Raw genomic sequence first — 22,579 nt, forward strand, 5'->3', positions numbered from 1 at the left:
GCGGCATTTTCTTCGGCGGCGTCCATGACTTCGGCGCCCTGTTCGCCTCCGTCCGGCACGACGGCAAGTCCATCGGCGAGATCATTTCCACCAACATGAGCAAGCGGGCCAAGACCCTGTTCCTGATCTTCGCCTACCTGACCTTAATTCTGGTCGTCGCGGCCTTCGCCTCCATCGTGGCGGGCACCTTCGGCGCCACCTTTACCGAGGCGGGCGCGGTGGATTACGCCGCCTCGGAGGCCAACGCCCGGGTGGCCATGGTGTCCCTGCTGTTCATCGCCATCGCCATCGTCTTCGGCTTCCTGGTGTACCGCCGGAACGCCCCTATGGGCGTGGCCAGCGTCATCGGCGTCGTCGCCATCGTGGTCATCATCGCCGTCGGCATGAACTTCCATCCCATCTATCTCTCTTCCTCCTCCTGGATGTGGATCTGCGGCGTTTACATCGCCATCGCCTCCGTCACCCCCGTCTGGATTCTGCTTCAGCCCCGTGACTATCTGTCCAGCTTCCTGCTGTACGCCATGCTGGCCCTGGCGGTGATCGCCGTGTTCCTGGCCCATCCCTCCATGGACAGCCTGCCCACCGTCAACACCTTCGTGGTGACCAACGCCGAGACCGGCGCGGGCAACCCCATCTTCCCCGTGCTCTTCACCACCATCGCCTGCGGCGCCATTTCCGGCTTCCACTCCCTGGTCTCCTCCGGCACTACCTCCAAGCAGCTGGACAAGGAGATCGACGCGAAGCCCATCGCGTACGGCGGCATGCTTCTGGAGTGCGTGCTGGCCATCCTGACCCTGTGCGCCGTGGCCTATGCTTACAGCTGGAACGCCGCGAACCCCGACGCCGCCCTGAAGGGCGCCACCGCCATCTTCGGCGGCGGCCTGGCTCACATGATTGACGATTCCATCCCCGGCACCTACAGCATCCTGTACACTCTGCTGGTGCTGACCTACTCCGCCTTCTGCCTGACCTCTCTGGACACCGCCACCCGTCTGGCCCGGTTCATGTTCCAGGAGTTCTGGCTGGATTCCAGCAAGGGCGAGACCCCGGAGAATGTCACCGGCTATAAGAAGGTCCTCTCCAATATGTACGTCTCCACCGGCATCACCGTCGTCCTGGGCGTGCTGCTGGGCCTGAACGGCTATGAGAAGATCTGGGCGCTGTTCGGCTCCGCCAACCAGCTGCTGGCGGCCCTGGGCCTGCTGGCCGTGGCCACGTGGCTGGGCAACATCGGCAAGAACAACAAGATGTTCCTCATCCCCATGGGCTTCATGCTGGTGGTCACCATCTGCTCCCTGCTGGTCAACACCAAGAACCAGATCGGCGTGATCTCCGCCGGCGGCGCGGACTGGGGTCCCTATGTCCAGGCCATCCTGGGCGTGCTGCTGGTGGTTCTGGCGGTCATCCTGGCCATCGAGGGCATCGCCACCATCGCCCATCCCAAGAAGAATCAGAAGGTCTGAGCGGCCCTTTGGGCGGAGTGCCAGTCTCCGCCGGGCGCGCAGCCTGTTGTTCCGGATGAAAAGAAGAAAAGGACCCGGCGGGAAGTTTCCGCCGGGTTCTTCTTTTTCCGCCGTGCAGACCGTATTTCCCGCCGCCGACAGTTTCCCCATGTTTTTTCATGGGCGCTCCTGTAGAATGGGACAAATTGGAAGGAGGCGGTCCCATGGGGACTTATGAGGAAAAGCGGGTGCTGCGGCTGCGTGTGGAAGCCATCCGCCCCAATCCCCGCCAGCCCAGGCGGCTGTTTGACGAGACGGGTCTCCGGGAACTGGCGGCATCCATCCGCCGTCACGGCATTTTACAGCCCCTGGTGGTCCGCCGCCGCCCCGACGGCTGGGAGCTGGTGGCGGGGGAGCGCCGGCTTCGGGCGGCGCGGCTGGCGGGGCTGGAGACGGTGCCCTGTGTGGAGGCGGAGGTGGACGAGCGGGAGTCCGCTCTGCTGGCCCTGGTGGAAAACTTGCAGCGCCAGGACCTTCACTACTTCGAGGAGGCCGCCGCCATCGCGGATTACCTCCGCCGCACCGGCATCACTCAGGAGGAGGCCGCCGCCCAGCTGAGCCGGTCCCCCTCGGCGGTGGCCAACAAGCTGCGGCTGCTGCGCCTGTCCCCGGCCTGTCAGGCCCTTTTGCTGGAAAAGGGCCTGACCGAGCGCCACGCCCGGGCCCTCCTCCGGCTGGAGGACGAGGAGGAACGGCTGGCGGCGGCCCGGCGGGCGGCGGACAAACAGCTGAACGTGGCCCAGACGGAACAGTACATCGAGCGCCGCCTTGAGCAGCTTCAGTCCTCGCCTCCGGCGGGGCGGCGGACCTATATTCTCAAAGATGTGCGCCTGTTTATAAACAGTGTGGACCGGGGACTGCGCATCGTCCGGGACGCGGGGGTGGACGCCCAGTGCCTCCGGGAGGACACGGAGGAGGAGATCGTCATGACCATCCGCATTCCCCGGCATCCAAAGGGCTGAGGGGGCCGGAATCCTCCGGAGGCCCGTTTTTCTTGTTACTGGATTGTAATCTCTTTTTCTGAGAATCTGTGTTAGAATATCCTGAGAGTAAAACGGCCCGTTGTGTGGGGCCGCTTTTCAAGACCCTAGCAAGCAGGAGGGACTTTCTGTGGAACAGATGACAAAGGAGCATACAACGACGGGAGGAGCCCGGGTGAAAAGCGGCGGCGCCGCCCCGGTGATCATTGCCCTGGCGCTCACCGCCGCCATCATGGCGGGGGCCTATGCCGGGCTTTGCGCCTGGGCCGGGTCCCGGACCACGTTTTATCCGAAGGAAACCATCAGCGGCGTGCCCGTGGGGGGATTGACCGTGGAGGAGGCCGCGCAGGTGCTGGCGGGCGCCCTGCCGGAGCAGAGCATCGCCGTCTCCTCCGCCCAGGACCCCGTTAAAGAGGGCTGGACGGAGGGCGCTTCCGCCTCCGTCACGCTGGAGGACCTGGGATACACAGCGGAGCAGTGCGGCGGCATCGCCCAGCGCCGGTTTGAGGAGCAGAGCGCCGCCCCTTTCCTCAGCCGGGGGGCCCAGGTTCTTTCTGTTTTGACGGATTCCACCCCCCAGGGGCTGACCGCCCAGGACCGGGACGGCGCGCTCTTTCAGGAGGGGGTCTCCCGTCTGGCGGAGGCCCTTTCCCAGCAGCCCCTGGACGGATCCTTCACCGTGGAGGACAGCGAGATTCTGCTGACCAAGCAGGCCAACGGACGCACCATCGGTCAGGAGACCCTGGCCGCCGCCCTGGAGGAGGCCCTGGCCGCCAGCCAGTGGGAGATTCAGGTGGAGCTCACCACCCAGGAGGCGGTCCCCCTCTCCATTCAGGAGGTTCACGACGCGGTCTCCGGCGAGGTGAAAAATGCCTCCTATGACGCCGCCTCCGGCGCCATCGTCCCCGAGCGGATGGGGGCCTCCTTCAACACGGTGTCCGCCCAGCGGGCGCTGGACGCCGCCCTTCCCGGCGAGACCATTTCCGTTCCTGCCGACATTCAGCATCCGGAAATTACGGCGGCGGAGCTGAAGGACGTTCTCTTCCGGGACCTTCTGGGGGAGTGCACCACTCACGTCGGCGGCACCGCCGCCCGCATCTCCAATGTGCGCCTGTCCTCCGCCGCCTTTGACGGGACGGTGCTCAACAGCGGGGACGTCTTCTCCTACAACGAGACCGTGGGCCAGCGGACCGAGGCCAAGGGCTATAAGGCCGCCCCCGCCTACGTCCAGGGGGAGACCGTGGATGAGATCGGCGGCGGCGTGTGCCAGCCCTCCTCCACGCTGTATTATGCCTGCCTCCTGGCCAATATGGAGATTACCGAGCGCTACGCCCACCGCTACATTCCCGCCTACATCACCCGGGGCATGGACGCCACGGTCTCCTGGGGCGGGCCGGATTACAAGTTCACCAACAACACCAAGTACCCCGTCAAGATCGTGGCCAAGTATGAAAACGCCTATCTCACCGTCCAGCTCTGGGGCACCAAGACCGACGACCTGACGGTGAAGATGACCTATGAAACCCTCTCCACCACACCCTTTGAGGAAGTGGAGCAGGAGGACCCCTCTCTCGCCCCCGGCGCCCGGCAGGTGAAGGTGACGCCCTACACCGGCTATAAGGTCCGGACCTACCGCAATGTCTTCGACAGCAGCGGCAATCTGATCTCCAGCGATGTGGAGGCTATCAGCGATTACAAACACCGGGACCGTCTGGTGCTGGTGGGTCCCCCCAAGCCCGCCGCCCCGGCGGAGGACACCCCTGCGTCCAACCCGGTACCCGGCGTGCCGGTGGAGCCGAATCCCGGCGTCCCCGCCGATACCGAGGAGCCGGAGAACATCCCGGCCGCGGGACCCGCCGAGATTCCCGCGGAGCCGGAGACTCCGGAGGAACCCCCCGCCGTGGTGGTGATTCCGCCCTCTGAGGAATAAAGGCAGTCCGCGCCTCTTAGATGGGTATCCGTAAAACAGCAATCCGGATAAATTACGGTTACGGCATCTGTCAGACAGGATTGGGCACGAAAGATGGGCGGAGAATGGATAAAATTCCATTCTCCGCCCACTTTTTCGTTTAACCGCCTGATTTATCGCTTTTTCCGTTTACGTCTCTGCGGAGCAGAAGCCTTGCCCCGCTTGCTGATGTGTTTCTTTATCTGCTAGGATTTGTTCAGAATCCCTATCAGGGTCACAAATTCTTCCTGCGTCAACGTATCATAGTCAATCACAAGCTGTGATAGGAGCACTTTTGCTATCGTTTCTTCTGTACTTCCTTCGCGACTAAGAGCGCGTTCCGGTTGATGTGCCGCTTTCTCTGCTGGTGATTCTGTATCGACATCAGCAGTAATGATATCGGCTCTGTGTGCCTCCCGAATATCTCGGAGGATGGGCCGCAAATCCTCAAAAATCGTATAGGCAAAATAATCGTCTTCATCCACCTGGGCAAGCAACGTGCGCATATTCAATTCATTGTCATCCAAGCCCTCGCGCTCCATCACCACCTTACGCTGGGCTTTGAGCATTGCGTTGGTATCGCGGATATGCGTACTGGCGATTCGATCAACATATATTTCGAGGTCAACCATAAGCCGCCGGAAATCTCCACGAACAGCAAACTCACAGAGCAGCCGGTTGTGAATCTTGCCGGAGTAATTGTTTGTACCGCGGTTATGGCCGGCGAAGCAGGCGCTGCCCGCCTGATTGACCAGCCCGCCGCTGAGAGCACCGGGGACGAGGTTGGAGGGCAGGCACTCGCCGCTGCCGGGGAGGTAGCGGGTGGGGGTCCCAAAGCCGGGAGCGGCCAGGGCCGTGTTCTTGCTCCGGTCTACGTTGGGGTTTTCCCACTCGAAGATGGTATCATCGCTGGTGGGCTGGCCGAACAGGTAATCCTCCGGCGCGTCAAAGTCATACTCCAGGGCGCTGGCCTGTGTGACGCAGAGGGCGCACAGCATCATGGCCGGCAGAAAACTTCGCAGTTTGGACACCTCACCGGTGTAGTTGGCGCTGACGGTATAGCCGGTGGCGTAGCGGCTGGCGGCGGCGGTGTAACGAGTGACGGGATTGCCCTCTCCATCGATCTCCGTGGATTCGCTCCGCTTCACATCCCCCAGGGTCAGGGTCTTGCCCTTGTCCTCGATGGTCTTGGGGGTGAGGCTGGGATAAATCGATCGCCAATACCGCTAAGAAACCGGAGACTGCTTTGAAAATCCAACTTCTTTCTTCTTTTATTGACTATGATCTTTAGGTTTTCTGCATATTGCTCGACTATATCACGGCGTTTTTGGGCTGCATCTCGTTTATCTACACAAGGTTCCCCGCTCCCCATGAGCGCATGATCGAGGATGATGTGTTTGAGAAGGTCCGGGTGATCCGCCGCAGAGGCACCGCATGACCCGCACCGGCAGGAGCAGTATCTTTTCCGGGCTGGTCTATTGTGCTGACTGCGGCTCCAAGATGCAGTGCGGTTCTTCCAACAACGGCGACTTCTCTCAAGACTTCTTCGACTGTTCCCTGCACAAGAAGAACAGGGAGAAATGCGGCGGCCATTTTATCCGGGTGAAGGTTCTGGAACGTATGGATTTGAAGCATATCCAACTGGTGACGGACTACATTCTGCGGTATGAGGTCCATTTCCGCATGGTCATGGAACAGCAGATGAAGCTGGAAAGCGTCGAGAAGATTCTGACCAGCAGGAAGAAGCTCAGCCGGGACGAGAAGCGCATCGCCGAGTTAAAGCGGCTGTTCATCAAGATTTATAAGGACAACGCCAGCGGACGGCTGAGTGACGGGCGGTTTGATATGCTGAGTCAGAGCTATGAAGCGGAGCAGAAGCAGCTTGAAGGCAAGGTCGTTCTCTTGCGGCAGGAGATTGAAGTACAGGCGCGACAGAGCGAGAATATTGAGGAGTTCATTCAGATGGCGCAGAAGTATGTGGCCATTGAGCCGCTTGACCCCTACGCCCTTCGGGAGCTGGTTCAGGCGATCTATGTGGAGGCCCCGGACAAGTCCGGCGGCAAGCGGAGGCAGAACATCCACATCAAGTATGACGGTCTGGGCTTTATCCCTCTGGATGAGCTGATGAAAGGGGAAACGGCGTGACCAAAGTCACGCCGTCCCTTGAAAACACGATGTTTTTAACCTTTTTGAAATTTTACCGTCTTACGACCGCCGTCCCTTGGCGGGAAGCGTTTTTTCATTTCTTACATGCCGCTCTCCTCAATGACCTGAGCCTTGATGAGGTTCGTGGACCCGCTCTTTCCCAGAGGCACGCCGGCGGTGATGACCACCGTGTCCCCGGGCTGAACCAGCCCCTCCTTCACCGCTACCTCCGCAGAGAGGGAGAAAATCCGGTCCGTGGAGTTGACCTCCCCGGTGAGGAAGGGAATCACGCCCCAGCAGATGGACAGCTGCCGCCGGGTCTTCTCGTGCATGGTCAGGGCCGCCACCGGACAGGCGGGGCGGAACCGGCAGATCATCCGGGCGGTCCGGCCGGAACTGCTGGCCGCCAGGATGGCCGTGGCGTTCAGGTCCCGGGCGGTGAGGCAGCAGGTGTGGGTGATGGCGTCGTTGATGTTGTTGGAGGCCGTGACCACCAGCTGCTTCTGGAACCGCTTCCAATAGTCGATGGAGCCTTCCGCCTCCGTGACGATCTCCAGCATGGCGGCGAGGGCCTCGATGGGGTACTTGCCTCCGGCGGTCTCGCCGGAGAGCATGACGCAGCTGGTACCGTCGTACACGGCGTTGGCCACGTCCGAGACTTCCGCCCGGGTGGGACGGGGGTTGCGCATCATGGAATCCAGCATCTGCGTAGCCGTGATGACGGGCTTGCCCGCCTGGAGGCCCTTGCGGATCATCTGCTTTTGAAGGGAGGGAACCTTGGCGGCGGGAATCTCCACGCCCAGGTCGCCCCGGGCCACCATCACGCCGTCGGCGGCGGCGAGGATGCTGTCCAGATTGTCGATGCCCTCCTGGTTTTCAATCTTGGCGATGATCTTCACGCCGTCCCCGCCGCAGTCGTGAAGCACTTCCCGAACGGCTTCCACGTCGGCGGCCCGGCGGACGAAGGAGGCGGCGATGAAGTCAAAATCGTTCTCCACGCCAAAGCGGATGTCCGCCACGTCCTTCTCCGTCAGGGCGGGAAGCTGAATGTGGGCCCCGGGGATGTTGATGGACTTGTTGGCGGAGAGGGTTCCGCCGTTTTCCACCTCGCAGAGGATGTTTGGCCCCTGAATCTCCCGGACCCGCATGGCGACCAGTCCGTCGTCAATCAGAATCTCCTGGCCGGGGACCACCTCCTCGCTTAGCTTGGGGTAGGTCACGGAGACCCGGGAGGCGTCGCCGGTCACGTCGTCTACCGTCAGGGTGAAGGCGTCTCCGGCGCTGAGCTCGATGGTCTTGCTTTCAAAGCTCCGGATTCGGATTTCCGGGCCCTTGGTGTCCAGGATGGTGGCCACGGGACAGCCCATGCGGTCCCGGACGGCCTTCAGCCGGTTCAGCCGCTCCAGGTGCTCCGGATGGCTGCCGTGGGAAAAGTTGAACCGCGCGCCGTTCATGCCGCCCTTGATGAGGGCGACGATCATATCCTCGCTGTCCACGGCGGGACCGAGGGTACAGATAATTTTGGTTTTTCTCAGCATATAAATTCCTCCTGTCGGCTCCCTCCAACGAGGAGCCGGAAACCGTTGATGAACTCTTTCTGCGGCTTCCTATTATACATGAGTCTTCCCCCTCTGGGTAGGTAAGAATTCCATAAATTTTGCGCAATCGATTTACCGTGTCTCTGTGGAAATGCTTCCGCAAACGTTTGTCATGAGGCCATCCCCGGCGTCAGCCCTCCCAGAAGAGCTCGTCCAGGGTTTTGCCCAGGCGGCGGCAGATGGCGGCGCAGAGCTTGATGGTGGGGTTGTAGTCCCCTTTTTCAATGGCGTTGATGGTCTGGCGGGAGACGCCCACATCATCCGCCAGCTGCTGCTGGCTCAAGTCCAGGGCAGCCCGGGCGGCTTTCAGGCGGAGATTTTTCATTCCGCCTCCTCTTCCCGGTCCCGGAGAAGGTGGTTGACGGTGTACACGATGAGGATGACCAGGGTGACAACGCCGATGATGGGGTTCACCGCCCGGAAGGTCAGCACGCCGTCCTCCACCAGATCGCCGGAGAGGGCATACAGGACGCCGAAGCCCAGGTTGACGGCGGAGATCAGGACGAACATGGTCATGACGGTCCGGGGCTTCTCCCGGAGGCTGAGGTAGGCGTCCTTTAAAATGCAGGTGACGGCGAAGACGCACAGGCTGACGGCCAGGCAGATGGTGACTCCCGTCAAAACGTCGCACCAGCGCCCCAGCACGATGTCCGAGACGCCATAGGCGTAAACGGCGGTGATCAGGGTGAGGAAGCCGTATTGAAACGCCTTGCCCCGGGCTCGCTCCTGGCGCTCGTCAAAGTGCATGTCCAGGACTTTTTTCTTAAACAGCAGCGCCACGACAAGCAGGCCTGCAAGAATGCCTGCGGGGATGCCCAGCGCCAGACCGGCATGATAGTGATCCATAAAAACGCTCCTTCCTGTTTTGACCGGCATTGCCGGACACGGGTTTACTCGGTCACCACCGGCTTTCCCTCTTTGTCCAGCAGCGGGGTCAGGCCGGCCGCCGGTCCGTTCCGGTGAAACACATAATTTACGCCGGTTTCCCGGTCAATCCAGATTTCCGTGGCCTCAACGGTTCCCTGCGTGTAGACCTTTTCAAAGCGTTTCATAAGCATACCTCCTTAGATTACAGGGTCATCATACTACTTACTCGACTAATTGTCAAGTATATTTTACTAAATGACGCATAAAAATTTCGGCACGAAAGCCGCTGCCATAGAACCTCGCTAAAATGACCAGTGGGGTCTGACTCCCGGATCAGGCCGCTCCGGGGGGAATGGCCTGCCCAGGGGGCCAGGCCCCACACAAGTCTTTTTTCATTTCATAACACCGGGAGGACCGGCCCCGTGCCGTCAGGTGGTTTTCCGCTTTCGCGTCTTCTTTCCCCCGTCGATCTCGCCGTAAAGCCACTGGAGCCCTTCGGAGAGGCCACCCACCTGGTCGATGAGGCCCAGCTTCACTGCTTCCTCGCCGTAGATCACGCTGCCGACGTCGGCAGCCATATCGTCCTTTTTCAGCATCAGGTCCTGAAAGTCCCCGGCGGCGATGTGGCTGTGCCCGGCGACAAAGGCGACGATCCGGTCCTGGAGGCGCTGGAAATAGCTGTAGGTCTGGGGGGCGGCGATGACGGTGCCGCTCATGCGGACGGGGTGGATGGTCATGGCGGCGGAGGGCACGGCGAAGCTCCGCCGGGCGGCTACCGCCAGGGGCACGCCGATGGAGTGGCTGCCTCCCAGGACGATGGAGACGGTGGGCTTGGTCATCCCGGCGATGAGCTCCGCGATGGCGAGGCCCGCCTCCACGTCCCCGCCCACGGTGTTGAGCAGGAAGAGGACCCCCGCCACCTCGCCGGATTCCTCCAGCTTGGCCAGGAGGGGAAGGACGTGCTCGTACTTGGTGGTTTTCGTGCCGGAGGAGGCGGTCATGTGGCCCTCGATCTGGCCGATGATGGTGAGGCAGTAGATGTTGCCGTGGGGCGTGGCCGTCATGGCGGAGCCGAAGTCCAAAATGGACTGGGCGGCTTCGCTTTGTGTATCGGTTTCCGGTTCGGCGGGCTTGGTGGGTTTCGTGGATTTGGTCATGGTGAAGATACCTCCCTTTTGTGAGGGTAGCTTTTGCGGTTTTTCAGAAATTACCCGCGGAGCGGAACATCTCTGGAAATTTTCCGCCTTGGGGCCGGTATCTTACAACATTGTAAGATACGGCGGCAAACTGTAAGGTAAAGCTATGGCGGCCCCGGCGGCGGTTTGGTATACTGACAGCAGTTCCAAGAGAACGAAAACAGAAACGGAGGAAATGACGATGAAGGCTATGAAATATGTGGGGACGATGGTTCTGGCGCTGGCGGCGATTATGGCGGTGCAGATGGGTCTGACGGGTCTGACCGGCTTTCATACCGCCGAGCTCCTGGGGAAAACCGCCATGACGGCCCTGTTTTTGTATTCCATTATCCGGCTGGTCCAAGCGGCGCGGCGCGCGAAGGCCTGAGACAGCGGGGAAAATTTGACGGAGAACGGCGGACCTGTGCCTGTCCGCCGTTTTCTTTTGCCTCTCCGGGGTTTCCTTTTCCGCCGCGCCGTGCTATACTGAGGAAAATCAAGCCCGTGGGGCGGGAGGAAATCGTGAAGAAACAACGTATCGTGGTCAAGGTGGGCACCTCCACCCTGACCCACAGCTCCGGCAGTCTGAACCTGCGGAGCATGGAGCGGCTGGTCCGGGTGCTGGCGGACCTCAGCGGCGGCGGGCGCGAGGTCATTCTGGTGACCTCCGGGGCCATCGCCGTGGGCACGGCCCGGATGGGCCTGGACGAGCGGCCCCGGGCCCTGCGGATGAAGCAGGCCGCCGCCGCCGTGGGCCAGTGCCGGATGATGCACATTTACGACAAGCTCTTTTCCGAGTATAACTGCACCGTGGCCCAGATACTCCTCACCGGGGAGGACGTGGAGGACCCCGTGCGGGCGGAGCATTTGAAAAACACGTTTACCAGCCTCCTGGAGCTGGGGATTCTCCCGGTGGTGAACGAGAACGACTCCGTCTCCTCCGCCGAGATCGAGACGGGGCGCCACAAGGTCCTGGGGGATAACGACACCCTCTCCGCCATTGTGGCGGAGCTCTGCGGGGCGGACCTTCTGGTGCTGCTCAGCGACATTGACGGGCTCTATGACGCGGACCCCAAGAAGAACCCCGGCGCGAAACTCCTTCACCGGGTGGAGGAGCTGACGCCGGAGATTCTGGAAATGGCCGGGGGCGCGGGAACCTGGCGGGGCACCGGCGGCATGGCGACGAAGCTCTCCGCCGCGAAAATCGCCATGGCTGCGGGCTGCGACATGGTCATCACCAACGGTCAGCGGCCCGAGGATTTGTACGGCGTCGCGGAAGGGCGCGACGTCGGGACCCGGTTTCTCGCCGGGAGAGAGGAAGGAGGCGCGCGATGACAGCGCTACAGGAACAAGGACGCCTGGCGAAGGCCGCGGCCTATGTGCTGGCCACTGCCGGGACGGCCCGGAAGAACGCCGCCCTGGAGGCCATGGCGGAAGTATTGTCGGCGCGGAGGGACGAGTGGCTCTCCGCCAACGCGGAGGACGTGGAGGCGGCCAGGGCCGCCGGGATGCGCCCGGCCATGCTGGACCGGCTGACGCTGACGGAGGAGCGGGTCTTTGGCATTGTGGAGGCCATCCGGCAGGTGATCGCCCTGCCGGACCCCATCGGAAAAGTGGACAAAATGGAGACCCGGCCCAACGGACTCATCATCGGGCGGCGGCGGGTGCCCCTGGGGGTCGCCGCCATCATCTTCGAGGCCCGGCCTAACGTCACCGTGGACGCGGCGGCCCTGTGCCTCAAGTCCGGCAACGTCTGCATTCTCCGGGGCGGAAAGGAGGCCATCCGCTCCAACCGGAAGGCGGCGGAGCTGATGCGGGAGGCTTTGGAGAGCGCCGGGCTGCCGGCGGACTGCGTCTCCCTGGTCCAGGACACCAGCCGCGAGACGGCGGGGGAGCTGATGCACCTGGACGGGTATGTGGACGTGCTGATCCCCCGGGGCGGCGCGGGACTCATCCGGGCTGTGGCGCGGGAGGCCAGCGTTCCCGTCATCCGCACGGGGGAGGGGGTCTGCCACATTTACGTGGACAAGGAGGCGGACCTGGACATGGGGGCGGAGATTTTGTACAACGCCAAATGCTCCCGCCCCTCGGTGTGCAACGCGGTGGAGTGCCTGCTGGTACAGGAGGACGTGGCGGAGGCGTTTTTGCAAAAGGCCGTGCCCCTGCTGGACCGGCACCGGGTGGAGCTGCGGTGCGACGCGAAGACCCTGGCGATTCTGGGGGACCGGGCGTCGGCGGCGGTGGAGAGCGACTGGGACGCGGAGTACGAGGACTACATCCTCGCCGTCCGCGCGGTGCGGGACCTGGAGGAGGCCGTGGACTTCATCAACGCCCACGGCACCGGGCACTCGGAGGCCATCATCACCACCAACTATTTCAAGGCCCAGCGCTTCCTGGACGCCGTGGACGCGGCGGCGGTGTACGTCAACGCCTCCACCCGCTTCACCGACGGCGGGGAGTTCGGCCTGGGGGCGGAGATCGGCATTTCCACCCAGAAGATGCACGCCCGGGGCCCCATGGGGCTGGAGGAATTGACCAGCTGCAAGTACGTGATCTACGGCGAAGGACAGGTCCGCTGAGGACCGGAAAGGATGTGCGGACATGACGAACGACCGGGTTTTCAGCGGAGCGAAACTGGGCTTTATCGGCGTGGGGAACATGGGAAGCGCCTTGGTCCGGGCCGCCCGGAAAAACACGCCCTCCACCGCCATCTGCGTGGCCAACCGCTCCCCGGAGAAGGCGAAGGCCCTGGCCAATGAGATTTTCTGCCGGGTGAAGAGCAACGCCGAGGTGGCCGCCTGGGCGGATTACGTGTTCCTGGGGGTGAAGCCCCAGATGATGGGGGCGCTTCTGGAAGAGCTGGCCCCGGTTTGGAGGGAGCGGGAGAGCCGCTTTGTCCTGGTCTCCATGGCGGCGGGGCTGTCCGCCGCGGATATTCAGGCCATGGCGGGGGGAAACTATCCCGTCCTGCGCATCATGCCCAACACCCCCTGCTCCGTGGGGGAGGGAATGGTGCTCTATACCCCCGGCCCCGGCGTCACCGAGGAGGAGGAACGGATTTTTCGGGAGGCCATGGCCGGGGCGGGCCGCTTCTCCAGGATTCCGGAGGGGCTGATGGACGCGGGCAGCGCTGTGGCGGGCTGCGGACCGGCCTTTGTGGACCTCTTTGTGGAGGCCCTGGCGGACGGCGGCGTGGCCTGCGGCCTGCCCAGGGCCCAGGCGCTGGAGTTCGCCGCCCAGATGGTGCTGGGCTCCGCCCGGCTGCTGCTGGAGAGCGGACGGCACCCCGGCGCGCTGAAAGACGCCGTCTGCTCCCCTGGGGGGACCACCATCCAGGGCGTGCGGAAGCTGGAGGAGGCGGGTTTCCGGGGAGCGGTGATGAACGCGGTGATCGCCGCCTTTGAGAAGAGCGGAACGCTGAAATGAGCACGGTCCCGGAGAGGAACTTCCCTCCGGGACCAAATTGTTTTCCCGGGGCGAAACCGGGCCGGGGATTTTTTCGTCTTATGAGGCAGAGAAGCATGAGAGGAGGCGTGGCCGTGGAGGACGGACAGATCATCGACCTGTACTGGACCAGAGACCAGCGGGCCATTCAGGAGACCGAGGGAAAATACGGCAGGCTACTGCACAGCATCGCCTGGAACCTGCTCCGCAGCCGGGAGGACACGGAGGAGTGCGTCAGCGACACCTACCTCCGGGCCTGGGAGGCCATTCCCCCCGCCCGCCCGGCGGCTCTGCGGACCTGGCTGGGGCAGATCACCCGGAACCTCTCCCTGGACCGCTGGAAGAGCCACCGGGCAGAGAAGCGGGGAGGCGGGACGGAGACGCTTTTGGGAGAGCTGGAGGAGTGCCTCCCCGCCCCCGGGGGCCGGCCGGCGGAGGACCTGGAATTCGCCGAGCTGATGAACGGGTTTCTCCGGGGCCTCTCCCAGGAGGGACGGGCGATGTTTTTGCGGCGGTACTGGTACGGCGAGAGCGTGGCGGAGGTGGCGGCGGCTCTGGGCTGCGGGGCGGGGAAGGTGAAATCCTCCCTCTTCCGAAGCCGGAGGGCCCTGCGGGAGTATCTGGAGAAGGAGGGCATCACGGTATGAGTGCGGAGCGGCTGTTTCGGATGCTGGGCCTTGTGGACCCGGCTTTGGTGGAGGAGGCCCTGGAGGTCCGGGCCCGCCGCCGGGCCCCCTGGACGCGCTGGGCGGCCCTGGCGGCGTGTCTGGCGCTGGTGGTGGGACTGGGCTGGGCGGCCACAGGGGGCTTTGACGGCTATGGAGCCGGCATGTCCGGCGGAGACGCGTCCGGCAGCGGCGTGAGCGGCCCCGGCGCGGACATCGGAGAGCCGGGGGAGGGCGGAAACTGCTATGACGGCGTGGGGGAAGGCGTGTCCTTCCTGTCCTACGCGGGGCCGGTGTTCCCCCTGACGGTGTTGGAGAACCCGGAGGGTCTGACGGCGGAGCGGACGGTTACCTGGGACTTCGCGCCGGGAGTCTACCCGGACGGGGAGCCCCGGCAGTGGGGGGCGGAGGTGACGGACGCTTACGTCCTGCGCAATGGCACGGAGGAGGACATCACCGTGACGGCTCTGTATCCCTTTGCCGGAAGCCTCGGCGGTTTGACGGAGGTCCGGCCTGCGGTGACGGTGGACAAAGAGACCGTGGAGACCGGCTTGTACGCCGGACCTTACTCCGGCGGGTTTGAGAGCACCTATGGAGCGGAGATGCCGGATACGATGAATCTGGACTCTCTGGACAGCTGGACGGAGTACAAGGCCCTGCTGGAAAGCGGAGCCTATTTGCGGCAGGCCCTGGCGGCGTATCCGGTGCTGGAGACCCCGGTGACGGTGTATGAATTCTCTGATTTCTCGGCGCCCCATGAGACGTATCAGGCGGCCACCCAGGCCATTTCCTTTGACATCGATCCGGTGAGGACGACGGTGCTTACCTACGGGATCAACGGCATGGAGTGGGACGGGAGCTTCCGGCGCTACAGCTATTTCGTTCCCGACGGGGTGCGGAACGAGCCGGAGCAAAAGATGCTGGTGGTGCTGGGGGAGGACATCGGGGACTATACGCTCCAGGGCTATCAGGACGGCGGCTGCGACCCGGGGAAGGAGATTGGCGGCGTGTCCTGCACGGTCACCCGGAGCGAGACCACCCTGGACGCGGTGCTGGACCGGCTGTGCCGCTTTTACCAGGAGCGGTACGGCCTGAGCCGGGGGGACCGGGAGAACGCCTTTGACGCGGTTCCCTTCGAGATATACCGCGGGGCCGCGGCGGAGCTTCTGGCCGGGTACGGGGCCGTTTCCGGAGCGCCGGCGGACCGCTATGGCGACGGGCGGCTGGACGAGATTCTCAGCGAGACCCTGAGCCACGACCGGGTGCTGTACCTCTCTTTCCCGGTGACGGTCCCTGCCGGGGGAAGCGCGGAGGCGGCGTGCGTGCTGTGGAAGGAGCCCAGCTATGATTTTGGCTGCTCCGGCTCGGAGAACGTGGGACTCCAGGGCTATGATCTGACCACCCGGCTGGGGTCGTCCCTGGAATTTACCAGGCAGAGGGCCGCCCTGGTGAACGCGGAGCATGTGGAGATCACGGGGCAGGACTATGGCTTCGACCTGGAAAACGGCGTGTCCTCCGTGGAGCTGGACCTGGAGCGGGAGTGTTACTACCTGGAGATCCGGCCCAGAGAGGGATAAACAAAACGGCCCCCGGCGAAGCACGCCGGAGGGCCGTTTCTCGGATTAACGGGCAAGCAGGGTGAAGGTATAGGCCAGCTCCTTCTGCCCGCGGGGGGCCAGGGTGAGAACGTGGGGCTTGTCCTGGAAGCGGCCGGACTCGTTTTCATAGGCGGCGCAGCCGTGCCAGGGCTCCATGCACAGGAAGGGCGCGCCGGGCTTCGTCCAGAAAGCCACCATGGGGAACCCGCCAAAGTCCAGGGATACGCCCCGGCCGGCGCCCTTGTGCCGCAGGGCGGCGCTCCGGGAGCGGAGGCCCTGGAAGATGATGGTGTCCAGGCGGCGGAAGGCGGCATAGTCCAGGGAGACCCGGCCTCCGCGGAGCATGGGCTCCGTCCCGCCGTCCCGCAGGAGGCCCTGGGGGGTGAGAAGCAGAGTGTCTGCGTCCTCGGGCTGGTCGAAGAGAAGCTCGTAATCCTCGAAGGCTTCGCCCTCTCCCAGGGGGCAGCGGATGGCGGTGTGGGCGCCGATGCAGAAGGGCAGGGGGGCCTCGCCGGGGTTCTTCACGGTGAAGGCGGTGGAAAAGCCGGTTTCAAAGAGCTGGTGCCGGACCTGGAGCACGAAGGGGAAGGGATACCGGGCCAGGGAAGCGGGACTCTCCCGAAGCTCCAGGACGATGAAGTCCTCTCCCCGGTCCACGGGAACAAACTCGCTCTGCCGGGCGAAGCCGTGGCGGTTCATCTCGAAGGCGCTGCCGCCCAGGTCCACCCGGCCGTCCCGCAGGCTGCCCACGATGGGGAAGAGAATGGGGTTCTGCCCGGACCAGAAGGCCGGGTCCCCCTGCCAGATATACTCGGTTCCGGCCTGGTCCCGGAGGGAGACCAGCTCGCCGCCCCGGGTCCGGACCGTAGCTTTCAAAGAGGCGCTGGAGAGTGTGAAATCCATGAGGCGTACCTCCTTATTCGAATTCGATGGTGGCCGGGGGTTTGGACGTGACGTCGTACAGCACCCGGTTGATGCGGGGCACCTCGTTGACCAGACGGACGCTGACGCGGTCCAGCACCTCGTAGGGAATCCGGGTCCAGTCCGCCGTCATGAAATCGCTGGTGGTGACGCTCCGCAGGGCCACGGCGTAGTCATAGGTCCGCCCGTCGCCCATGACGCCCACGGAGCGCATGTTCGTCAGCACGGCGAAGTACTGGCTCATGGCACCGGACAGATTTGCCTTGGCGATCTCGTCCCGGAAGATGAAGTCCGCCTGGCGGAGGATGTCCAGCTTCTCCTTCGTCACCTCGCCGATGACCCGGATGGCAAGACCCGGGCCCGGGAAAGGCTGGCGGGTCACCAGATACTCCGGCAGACCCAGCTCCCGGCCCAGGGCACGTACCTCGTCCTTGAAGAGCATCCGCAGAGGCTCGATGATCTCCCGAAAGTCCACATAGTCCGGCAGGCCCCCTACGTTGTGGTGGCTCTTGATGACGGCGGCGTCCCCCGCGCCGGACTCGATGACGTCGGGATAGATGGTCCCCTGGGCCAGATAGTCCACGGTTCCGATCTTCTTGGCCTCCGCCTCGAAGACCCGGATGAACTCCTCGCCGATGATCTTCCGCTTGGCCTCCGGCTCCGTGACGCCGGAGAGTCTTGCGAGAAAGCGGTCCTCCGCGTTGGCCCGGATGAATTGAATGTCCCACTTGGAGAAGGCGGCCTCCACCTCGTCCCCCTCGTCCAGGCGCATCAGGCCGTGGTCCACGAAGACGCAGGTCAGCTGGCTTCCCACAGCCTCGGCAAGCAGGGCGGCGGCTACAGAGCTGTCCACCCCGCCGCTGAGGGCCAGGAGAACCCTCCCGTTGCCGATCTTCTCCCGGAGGCGGCGGACGGCAGTTTCCTGATAGTCCTCCATGGTCCAGTCGCCTCTGGCGCCGCAGACCTCGTAGAGGAAGTTCCGGAGCATGGCGGCGCCCTGCTCCGTGTGGTTTACCTCCGGGTGGAACTGGACGCCGTAAAAGCCCCGGGTCTCGTCCGCGATGGCCACGTTGGGACAGGCGGCGCTATGGGCCGTCAGGCGGAAGCCCGCGGGGACCTTCTCCATATAGTCCCCGTGGCTCATCCAGGTGACGCTCTCGGCGGGGAGACCCCGGAAGAGCTTGCAGTCCGTGTCGAAGGAGGTTTCGGTCTTGCCGTACTCCCGGGCGGCGTCGTCCTGGGCAGGCGTGACCCGGCCCCCCAGATGGTGGGCCAGAAGCTGGCAGCCGTAGCAGATGCCTAGGATGGGCACGCCCAGGCGGAAGAGCTCCGGGGCCGCGTGGGGGGCGGCGGGATCGTAGACGCTCCCCGGGCCGCCGGTGAAGATAATGCCGATGGGGGACATGGCGCGGAGGTCCGCAATGGGGGTGGTGTAGGGCTTGACCTCACAATAGACCCCCTGCTCCCGGACCCGGCGGGCAATGAGCTGGTTGTACTGGCCGCCGAAGTCCAGGACGATAACGGTTTGATGGGACATCAGGACACTTCCTTTGCGTTACAGTATGGGGGATTTGCTCTGGAGCCGCAGGCGGTTACGCCTCTTCCCGGAAGACGATGCTGCCCGGCTCGGCGGACTCGATGACGGCCAGGGAGCGGAGGTTCACCCCCGCCTCCCGGAGGCGGTCGCCGCCGCCCTGGAAGCCCTTCTCCACGGCGCAGCCGATGCCCACCAGCGTGGCCCCGGCCTTCTCCACGATGTCGCACAGGCCCCGCATGGCCTCGCCGTTGGCCATGAAGTCGTCCACCACCAGCACCCGGTCCCCGGCGTGGAGCCACTCCTTGCTGACCAGAAGAGTGACCTTCTTTTTGTAAGTATAGGAGAAAATGTCGCTTTGATACAGGCCGCCCTCGATGTTGTCGCTCTTGGCTTTCTTGGCGAAGATCATGGGCTTGCCGAAGTGCCGGGCCACCACCGCCGCCAGGGCGATGCCGCTGGCCTCGGCGGTGAGGATGACGTCCACGGCGGACATGTCGAAATGCCGCCCCAACTCCTGGGCGATGTGGTCCATCAGCTCCGTGTCCACGCGGTGGTTCAGGAATCCGTCCACCTTGATGATGTTCCCGGGAAGGACCTTGCCCTCCCTGACGATGCGGTCTTTCAGCTCCTGCATGGCGCGTTCCTCCTTATATTTGTGATTACCTCTATTATGTCGAATCCCGGCGGTTTTTGCAATTGCTGTTCCCGACAAAATCCAGGCGCGGGCCTTTGTATGGTCAGTACATATTTTTGGGCGGGACGGAAAAAACGCCGCGCTCCGCCCGCCGGAGGACTTCCGGTGGAGGGAGCGCGGTTCTCGTTCACTTGTTCTCCAGGAGATCGGCGGCGGCGTCCAGCCAGGCGCCCTGGAAATCCTCGATGTTTCCCGCGTCCGCTAAAGCGGCCAGGGCGGGGTCCAGGGGCATTTCCGCCAGAAGGGGCAGGCTGTGGCGCTTCGCCGCCTCCGCGGTCTTGCCCTCTCCGAAGAGGCGGAGCTTCTTCCCGCAGTCCGGGCAGAGGACATAGCTCATGTTCTCAACAAGGCCCAGAATGGGAACCTCCATCATCTCCGCCATCTTCACAGCCTTCTCCACCACCATGGAGACCAGCTCCTGGGGGGAGGCCACGACGACGATGCCGTCCAGGGGGATGGACTGGAAAACGGAGAGAGACACGTCCCCGGTGCCGGGAGGCATGTCGACAAAAAGATAGTCGCAGTTCCAAAGCACGTCCGTCCAGAACTGCTGGACCACGCCGGAGATGACGGGGCCCCGCCAGATTACCGGGTCCGTCTCGTTGGGCAGAAGCAGGTTCGTGCTCATCATCTGGATGCCGGTGCGGGACTCCATGGGGTAGATGCCCTCCTCGCCGCCCACGGCCTGGCCATGGACGCCGAAAGCCTTGGGAATGGAAGGGCCGGTGACGTCGGCGTCCAGAATGCCGGCGGTATGGCCCCGGCGGCGCATGGTCACGGCCAATTGGCTGGTGACCATGGACTTGCCGACGCCCCCCTTGCCGGAGACGACGCCGAAAACCCGGCCCACCCGGGCGTGAGGGTTCAGCTCTTTCAGAAGGGATTGGGGCTCCTGCCGGTCCGCGCAGGACTCGCCGCAGGCGGAACAGTCGTGGGTACACTCGCTCATGATGCAAAGTCTCCTCTTTTATGTAGTTGGATGGATTGGCTTCATTCTATACCCTCCCGCCGGGGGCCGTCAAGTATTGGATGGAGACGGCGGGATCGTCCCGGAAGAAATCCGCCTCCCGGCTGTGGCAGGTGAACAGCAGAATCTGCCGCCGGTCCGCCTCCTGCCGGAGGAAGGTCAGGGCGGCGGCGCAGCGGCCGTCGTCAAAACTGGAGAGGGCGTCGTCCAGGACGATGGGAACGGCCAGGGACGGCGGCAGAACCAGGCCGCAGATGGCCAGGCGCACCGCCAGATACAGCTGGTCGGCGGCTCCGGCGGAGAGATATTCCACCGCCCGGGGAACGCCGCTGCCGGCGGGCTCCGCCGAGACGCGCAAATTGCGGTCCAGAAGCACGCCGCTGTAGCTTTGACCCGTGAGGCGGCCGAAAATTTCCGCCGCCCGCTGTCCCAGAGTGGGGGAGAACCGGCCCTGGAGCTGGGCGTTGGCGTGCTCCAGCGTGGACAGGGCCAGCTGGATGGAGGCATACTCCCCCTCCAGGGCGGCGATTTCATCCGTCAGCCGCTCGGCGGCGGCCTGAAGGGCCAGGGGGTCCCCGGTGGCGTGCAGCCGGCCGGCGATGCGGTCCAGGTTGGAGCGCAGGGCGGTCAGGTCTGCCCGCAGGGCCTCCCGCTCCTCCAAAACGGCATCCCGGGTCCGCTCCGGCGGGGCGGAGGGCGGCGCGTTCTCCGGCGGGGCGGGGGTCTGCTGGGCCTGAAGCTCCGCCCGGAGACGGGCCTCCTGCGCGACCCGCTCCGCCTCGGAAAGCTCCTTGCGCAAAAGGGCGCAGGCACGGAGGGCGGCGTCGGCGGAGGGAATGTCGTAGGCGGCGGGGGCGAAGCGGCGGACCTCTTCTAAAATGCCGCCGGCGTTTGTGTCCACGGACTGCCAGAGACCCTGGGCGGCGGCGGCCTTGGCGGAGGAGTCCTGTTTTGCCGCGTCCCGGTCCGCCAGCTGTTTGATGTAAGCGTCCGCCAGGGCGGAAATCTCCGCCGGGACGGCGGTGCCGTAGCGAGCCGTGAGAGCGGCGCGTTCCGCCTGCTTTCCCGCCCGCCGCCAGAGAAACAGCGTGGCCGAGACGGTCAGAACCAGAAGGGCGGCGGCGGTTCCCAGGCCCGCATAGAGATTTTTAGAATAAAAGTACACGCCGTATCCCGCCCCCAGGGCGGCGCAGAGGCAGGCCAGCGCCGTCAGCAGCGGGGGCAGAAGAGAGCGCCTGGCCTTGGGCAGGGGCCCGGCGGCAGTCCGCCGGGCCTCCTCCGCCGTCTGTCCGGCAAAGGGACTGGCGGCCAGGGCCTCCTCCGCCTGGGCCAGGGTTTCCTGGGCGGCCTGATACTCCTCCTGGGCTTTCTCGGCGCTTTTGCGGACGGTGTTCAGGTTCACGATGGCCCCCCGGAGGCGGCCTGTTACGTCATTTTCGGGAATCTGCTCCTCCTCCAGGCGGCGGCGGAGAGAGGCGGCTTTTTCCTCCGCCTGGGCGGCGGCGTCCTCCGCTGTTTGAAGAGCCTGGCATTTTTGCTGGAGGTCCCAGAGGTCCAGCGCCTCCAGCTCCTGGTTCAGGGCGTCCTCCCGGGCCTCCAGTTCCGCCGAGCGGGCCGACAAGGTCTCCCGCTGGCGGACCAGCTCTGCCTGGGAGGAGAGGAGGGCCTCGGTCTCCTGAAGCTCCGCCTCCAGAGCGGGAAGACGGCCGGTTTTGTTGTGGCGGCGGTGGTTCAGCTGCTTGTTCAGGGCCTCTGCGGCTTCCATATAAGAGGTATCCTCCTCGCCGGAGGTGATGAGGGCGGCAATGCGCCGCTCCAGCCCCGCGTCCTGGGTGATGGCGGCGCCGTTCTGACGGATAAAGGCGCTGCGGGCGTATACCTCCCGGCTGACGCCCAGAAGCGTCTCGCCGCAGTTGACCCCGGTGAGACCGGGAACCGGGTCGGCGGTGCCGGCGTAGAGGGCCTGAAAGTCCCCCATGGGGGCAGACTGGCGGCGTGTGGTGCGGAAGAGGGTCAGGGAAGCGCCGTCCGAAGTCCGGCAGTCCAGGCGGCCGGACATGGACGCGCCGGACCAGGGGGCGTAGTGATTTTTATCGGCCAGGAAGCCGGCGCGGTCCCGCTCTTTGGTGTTGACACCGTAAAACATGGAGAGAAGAAAGGCGCACCAGGTGGACTTCCCCGTCTCATTGGGGGCCTGGAGAATGTTCAGACCCTCTTGAAGCTCCAGCGTTTGCTCCTGGAGCTTGCCGAAGGTGGCGGTCAGGCGGCGAATCTGCAAAGGTATCAGCTCCTTTTTCTTAAGAGGTGGTAATTTGAAAATGAAGGGCGGATTACATATTGAATTAAAAAAGGGGAAATGATAAAAACAGTATAGCACAGACCGGCTGGTTTGATAAGACCGTTTTCGTAGGATAGATTGCACAGAGGTCGCACCTAATTTGGGGTATTTCTCCGTCAAAGGGCAAAAAAGGAAAAAAGTCAGAAAAAGTAGTTGACAAAGAGCGGATGATCTGGTAATCTAACAAAGCTGTCTGACAC

At 63.8% G+C, this 22,579-nt stretch carries 22 protein-coding genes; 11 read left to right on the forward strand and 11 right to left on the reverse strand.

Going from position 1 to position 22,579, the window contains the following annotated elements:
- The 3 genes from QZ329_RS10630 to QZ329_RS10640 all read left to right on the forward strand — a co-directional run.
- Positions 1-1,463, forward strand: a 1,463-nt coding sequence (locus QZ329_RS10630; protein WP_295752299.1) for a carbon starvation CstA family protein, incomplete at its 5' end; no start/stop codon positions are given.
- A 203-nt stretch (positions 1,464-1,666) separates the two neighbouring features.
- A complete protein-coding gene (locus tag QZ329_RS10635) occupies positions 1,667-2,464 on the forward strand; it encodes a ParB/RepB/Spo0J family partition protein (protein WP_295752301.1) in 798 nt (265 codons plus the stop codon).
- Positions 2,465-2,621: 157 nt separating this feature from the next.
- On the forward strand, positions 2,622-4,412 hold the full coding sequence (locus QZ329_RS10640) for a VanW family protein (RefSeq protein ID WP_295752358.1): 1,791 nt from the start codon (positions 2,622-2,624) through the stop codon (positions 4,410-4,412).
- Between the two features lie 224 nt (positions 4,413-4,636).
- Here the strand turns inward: QZ329_RS10640 and QZ329_RS10645 are convergent, their stop codons facing one another.
- Positions 4,637-5,428, reverse strand: coding sequence for a hypothetical protein (locus QZ329_RS10645; RefSeq protein WP_295752361.1), 792 nt, complete (start codon positions 5,426-5,428; stop codon positions 4,637-4,639).
- A 305-nt stretch (positions 5,429-5,733) separates the two neighbouring features.
- Here QZ329_RS10645 and QZ329_RS10650 point away from each other — a divergent pair, with 305 nt between their 5' ends.
- Positions 5,734-5,868 carry a hypothetical protein gene (locus QZ329_RS10650; protein WP_295752304.1) on the forward strand — a complete coding sequence of 45 codons (135 nt, stop codon included), beginning with the start codon at positions 5,734-5,736 and terminating at the stop codon, positions 5,866-5,868.
- Positions 5,865-6,575: a DUF4368 domain-containing protein gene (locus tag QZ329_RS10655; protein ID WP_295752307.1), complete on the forward strand. Its 711-nt coding sequence runs from the start codon at positions 5,865-5,867 to the stop codon at positions 6,573-6,575. The genes QZ329_RS10650 and QZ329_RS10655 overlap by 4 nt, the downstream gene beginning before the upstream one ends.
- Before the next feature lie 101 nt (positions 6,576-6,676).
- On the opposite strand, the gene pyk is transcribed toward QZ329_RS10655, so the two are convergent.
- From pyk to QZ329_RS10680, 5 genes are all read right to left on the reverse strand, one after another.
- Positions 6,677-8,113, reverse strand: coding sequence for a pyruvate kinase (gene pyk / locus QZ329_RS10660; protein WP_295752311.1), 1,437 nt, complete (start codon positions 8,111-8,113; stop codon positions 6,677-6,679).
- A gap of 190 nt (positions 8,114-8,303) precedes the next feature.
- Positions 8,304-8,498: a helix-turn-helix transcriptional regulator gene (locus QZ329_RS10665; RefSeq protein WP_295752314.1), complete on the reverse strand. Its 195-nt coding sequence runs from the start codon at positions 8,496-8,498 to the stop codon at positions 8,304-8,306.
- A complete protein-coding gene (locus QZ329_RS10670; protein ID WP_295752317.1) occupies positions 8,495-9,019 on the reverse strand; it encodes a hypothetical protein in 525 nt (174 codons plus the stop codon). Before QZ329_RS10670 ends, QZ329_RS10665 begins: the two co-directional genes overlap by 4 nt.
- 44 nt (positions 9,020-9,063) lie before the next feature.
- Positions 9,064-9,225, reverse strand: a complete 162-nt coding sequence (locus QZ329_RS10675) for a DUF6440 family protein (protein WP_295752320.1) — start codon at positions 9,223-9,225, stop codon at positions 9,064-9,066.
- A gap of 243 nt (positions 9,226-9,468) precedes the next feature.
- Positions 9,469-10,197, reverse strand: coding sequence for an ATP-dependent Clp protease proteolytic subunit (locus tag QZ329_RS10680; RefSeq protein ID WP_295752323.1), 729 nt, complete (start codon positions 10,195-10,197; stop codon positions 9,469-9,471).
- Positions 10,198-10,417: 220 nt separating this feature from the next.
- On the opposite strand from QZ329_RS10680, the gene QZ329_RS10685 reads away from it, so the two are divergent.
- The 6 genes from QZ329_RS10685 (at position 10,418) to QZ329_RS10710 (ending at position 15,901) form a co-directional block, all read left to right on the forward strand.
- Positions 10,418-10,603 carry a hypothetical protein gene (locus QZ329_RS10685; protein ID WP_295752327.1) on the forward strand — a complete coding sequence of 62 codons (186 nt, stop codon included), beginning with the start codon at positions 10,418-10,420 and terminating at the stop codon, positions 10,601-10,603.
- Positions 10,604-10,737: 134 nt separating this feature from the next.
- Positions 10,738-11,550, forward strand: coding sequence for a glutamate 5-kinase (gene proB / locus QZ329_RS10690; RefSeq protein ID WP_325257310.1), 813 nt, complete (start codon positions 10,738-10,740; stop codon positions 11,548-11,550).
- On the forward strand, positions 11,547-12,794 hold the full coding sequence (locus QZ329_RS10695; protein ID WP_295752330.1) for a glutamate-5-semialdehyde dehydrogenase: 1,248 nt from the start codon (positions 11,547-11,549) through the stop codon (positions 12,792-12,794). The genes proB and QZ329_RS10695 overlap by 4 nt, the downstream gene beginning before the upstream one ends.
- Positions 12,795-12,816: 22 nt before the next feature.
- Positions 12,817-13,641 carry a pyrroline-5-carboxylate reductase gene (gene proC / locus QZ329_RS10700; RefSeq protein ID WP_295752333.1) on the forward strand — a complete coding sequence of 275 codons (825 nt, stop codon included), beginning with the start codon at positions 12,817-12,819 and terminating at the stop codon, positions 13,639-13,641.
- Between the two features lie 95 nt (positions 13,642-13,736).
- The gene (locus tag QZ329_RS10705) at positions 13,737-14,306 is read left to right on the forward strand and encodes an RNA polymerase sigma factor (protein ID WP_295752336.1); all 570 of its coding nucleotides are present in this window, start codon (positions 13,737-13,739) and stop codon (positions 14,304-14,306) included.
- Positions 14,303-15,901 carry a hypothetical protein gene (locus QZ329_RS10710; RefSeq protein WP_295752338.1) on the forward strand — a complete coding sequence of 533 codons (1,599 nt, stop codon included), beginning with the start codon at positions 14,303-14,305 and terminating at the stop codon, positions 15,899-15,901. Before QZ329_RS10705 ends, QZ329_RS10710 begins: the two co-directional genes overlap by 4 nt.
- 45 nt (positions 15,902-15,946) lie before the next feature.
- On the opposite strand, the gene QZ329_RS10715 is transcribed toward QZ329_RS10710, so the two are convergent.
- The 5 genes from QZ329_RS10715 to QZ329_RS10735 form a co-directional block, all read right to left on the reverse strand.
- Complete coding sequence (locus QZ329_RS10715) at positions 15,947-16,825, reverse strand: aldose 1-epimerase family protein (RefSeq protein WP_295752341.1); 879 nt, start codon at positions 16,823-16,825, stop codon at positions 15,947-15,949.
- Positions 16,826-16,838: 13 nt separating this feature from the next.
- Positions 16,839-18,380, reverse strand: coding sequence for a glutamine-hydrolyzing GMP synthase (guaA, locus tag QZ329_RS10720; RefSeq protein ID WP_295752344.1), 1,542 nt, complete (start codon positions 18,378-18,380; stop codon positions 16,839-16,841).
- A 55-nt stretch (positions 18,381-18,435) separates the two neighbouring features.
- On the reverse strand, positions 18,436-19,014 hold the full coding sequence (locus tag QZ329_RS10725; protein ID WP_295752348.1) for a xanthine phosphoribosyltransferase: 579 nt from the start codon (positions 19,012-19,014) through the stop codon (positions 18,436-18,438).
- 187 nt (positions 19,015-19,201) lie between these two features.
- Positions 19,202-20,023 carry a P-loop NTPase gene (locus QZ329_RS10730; protein WP_295752351.1) on the reverse strand — a complete coding sequence of 274 codons (822 nt, stop codon included), beginning with the start codon at positions 20,021-20,023 and terminating at the stop codon, positions 19,202-19,204.
- Between the two features lie 46 nt (positions 20,024-20,069).
- Positions 20,070-22,319: an AAA family ATPase gene (locus QZ329_RS10735; RefSeq protein ID WP_295752354.1), complete on the reverse strand. Its 2,250-nt coding sequence runs from the start codon at positions 22,317-22,319 to the stop codon at positions 20,070-20,072.
- Between the last annotated feature and the right edge of the window lie 260 nt (positions 22,320-22,579).

Origin of the sequence: uncultured Oscillibacter sp. (assembly GCF_910579365.1) — a bacterium.
Lineage (GTDB): Bacteria > Bacillota > Clostridia > Oscillospirales > Oscillospiraceae > Oscillibacter.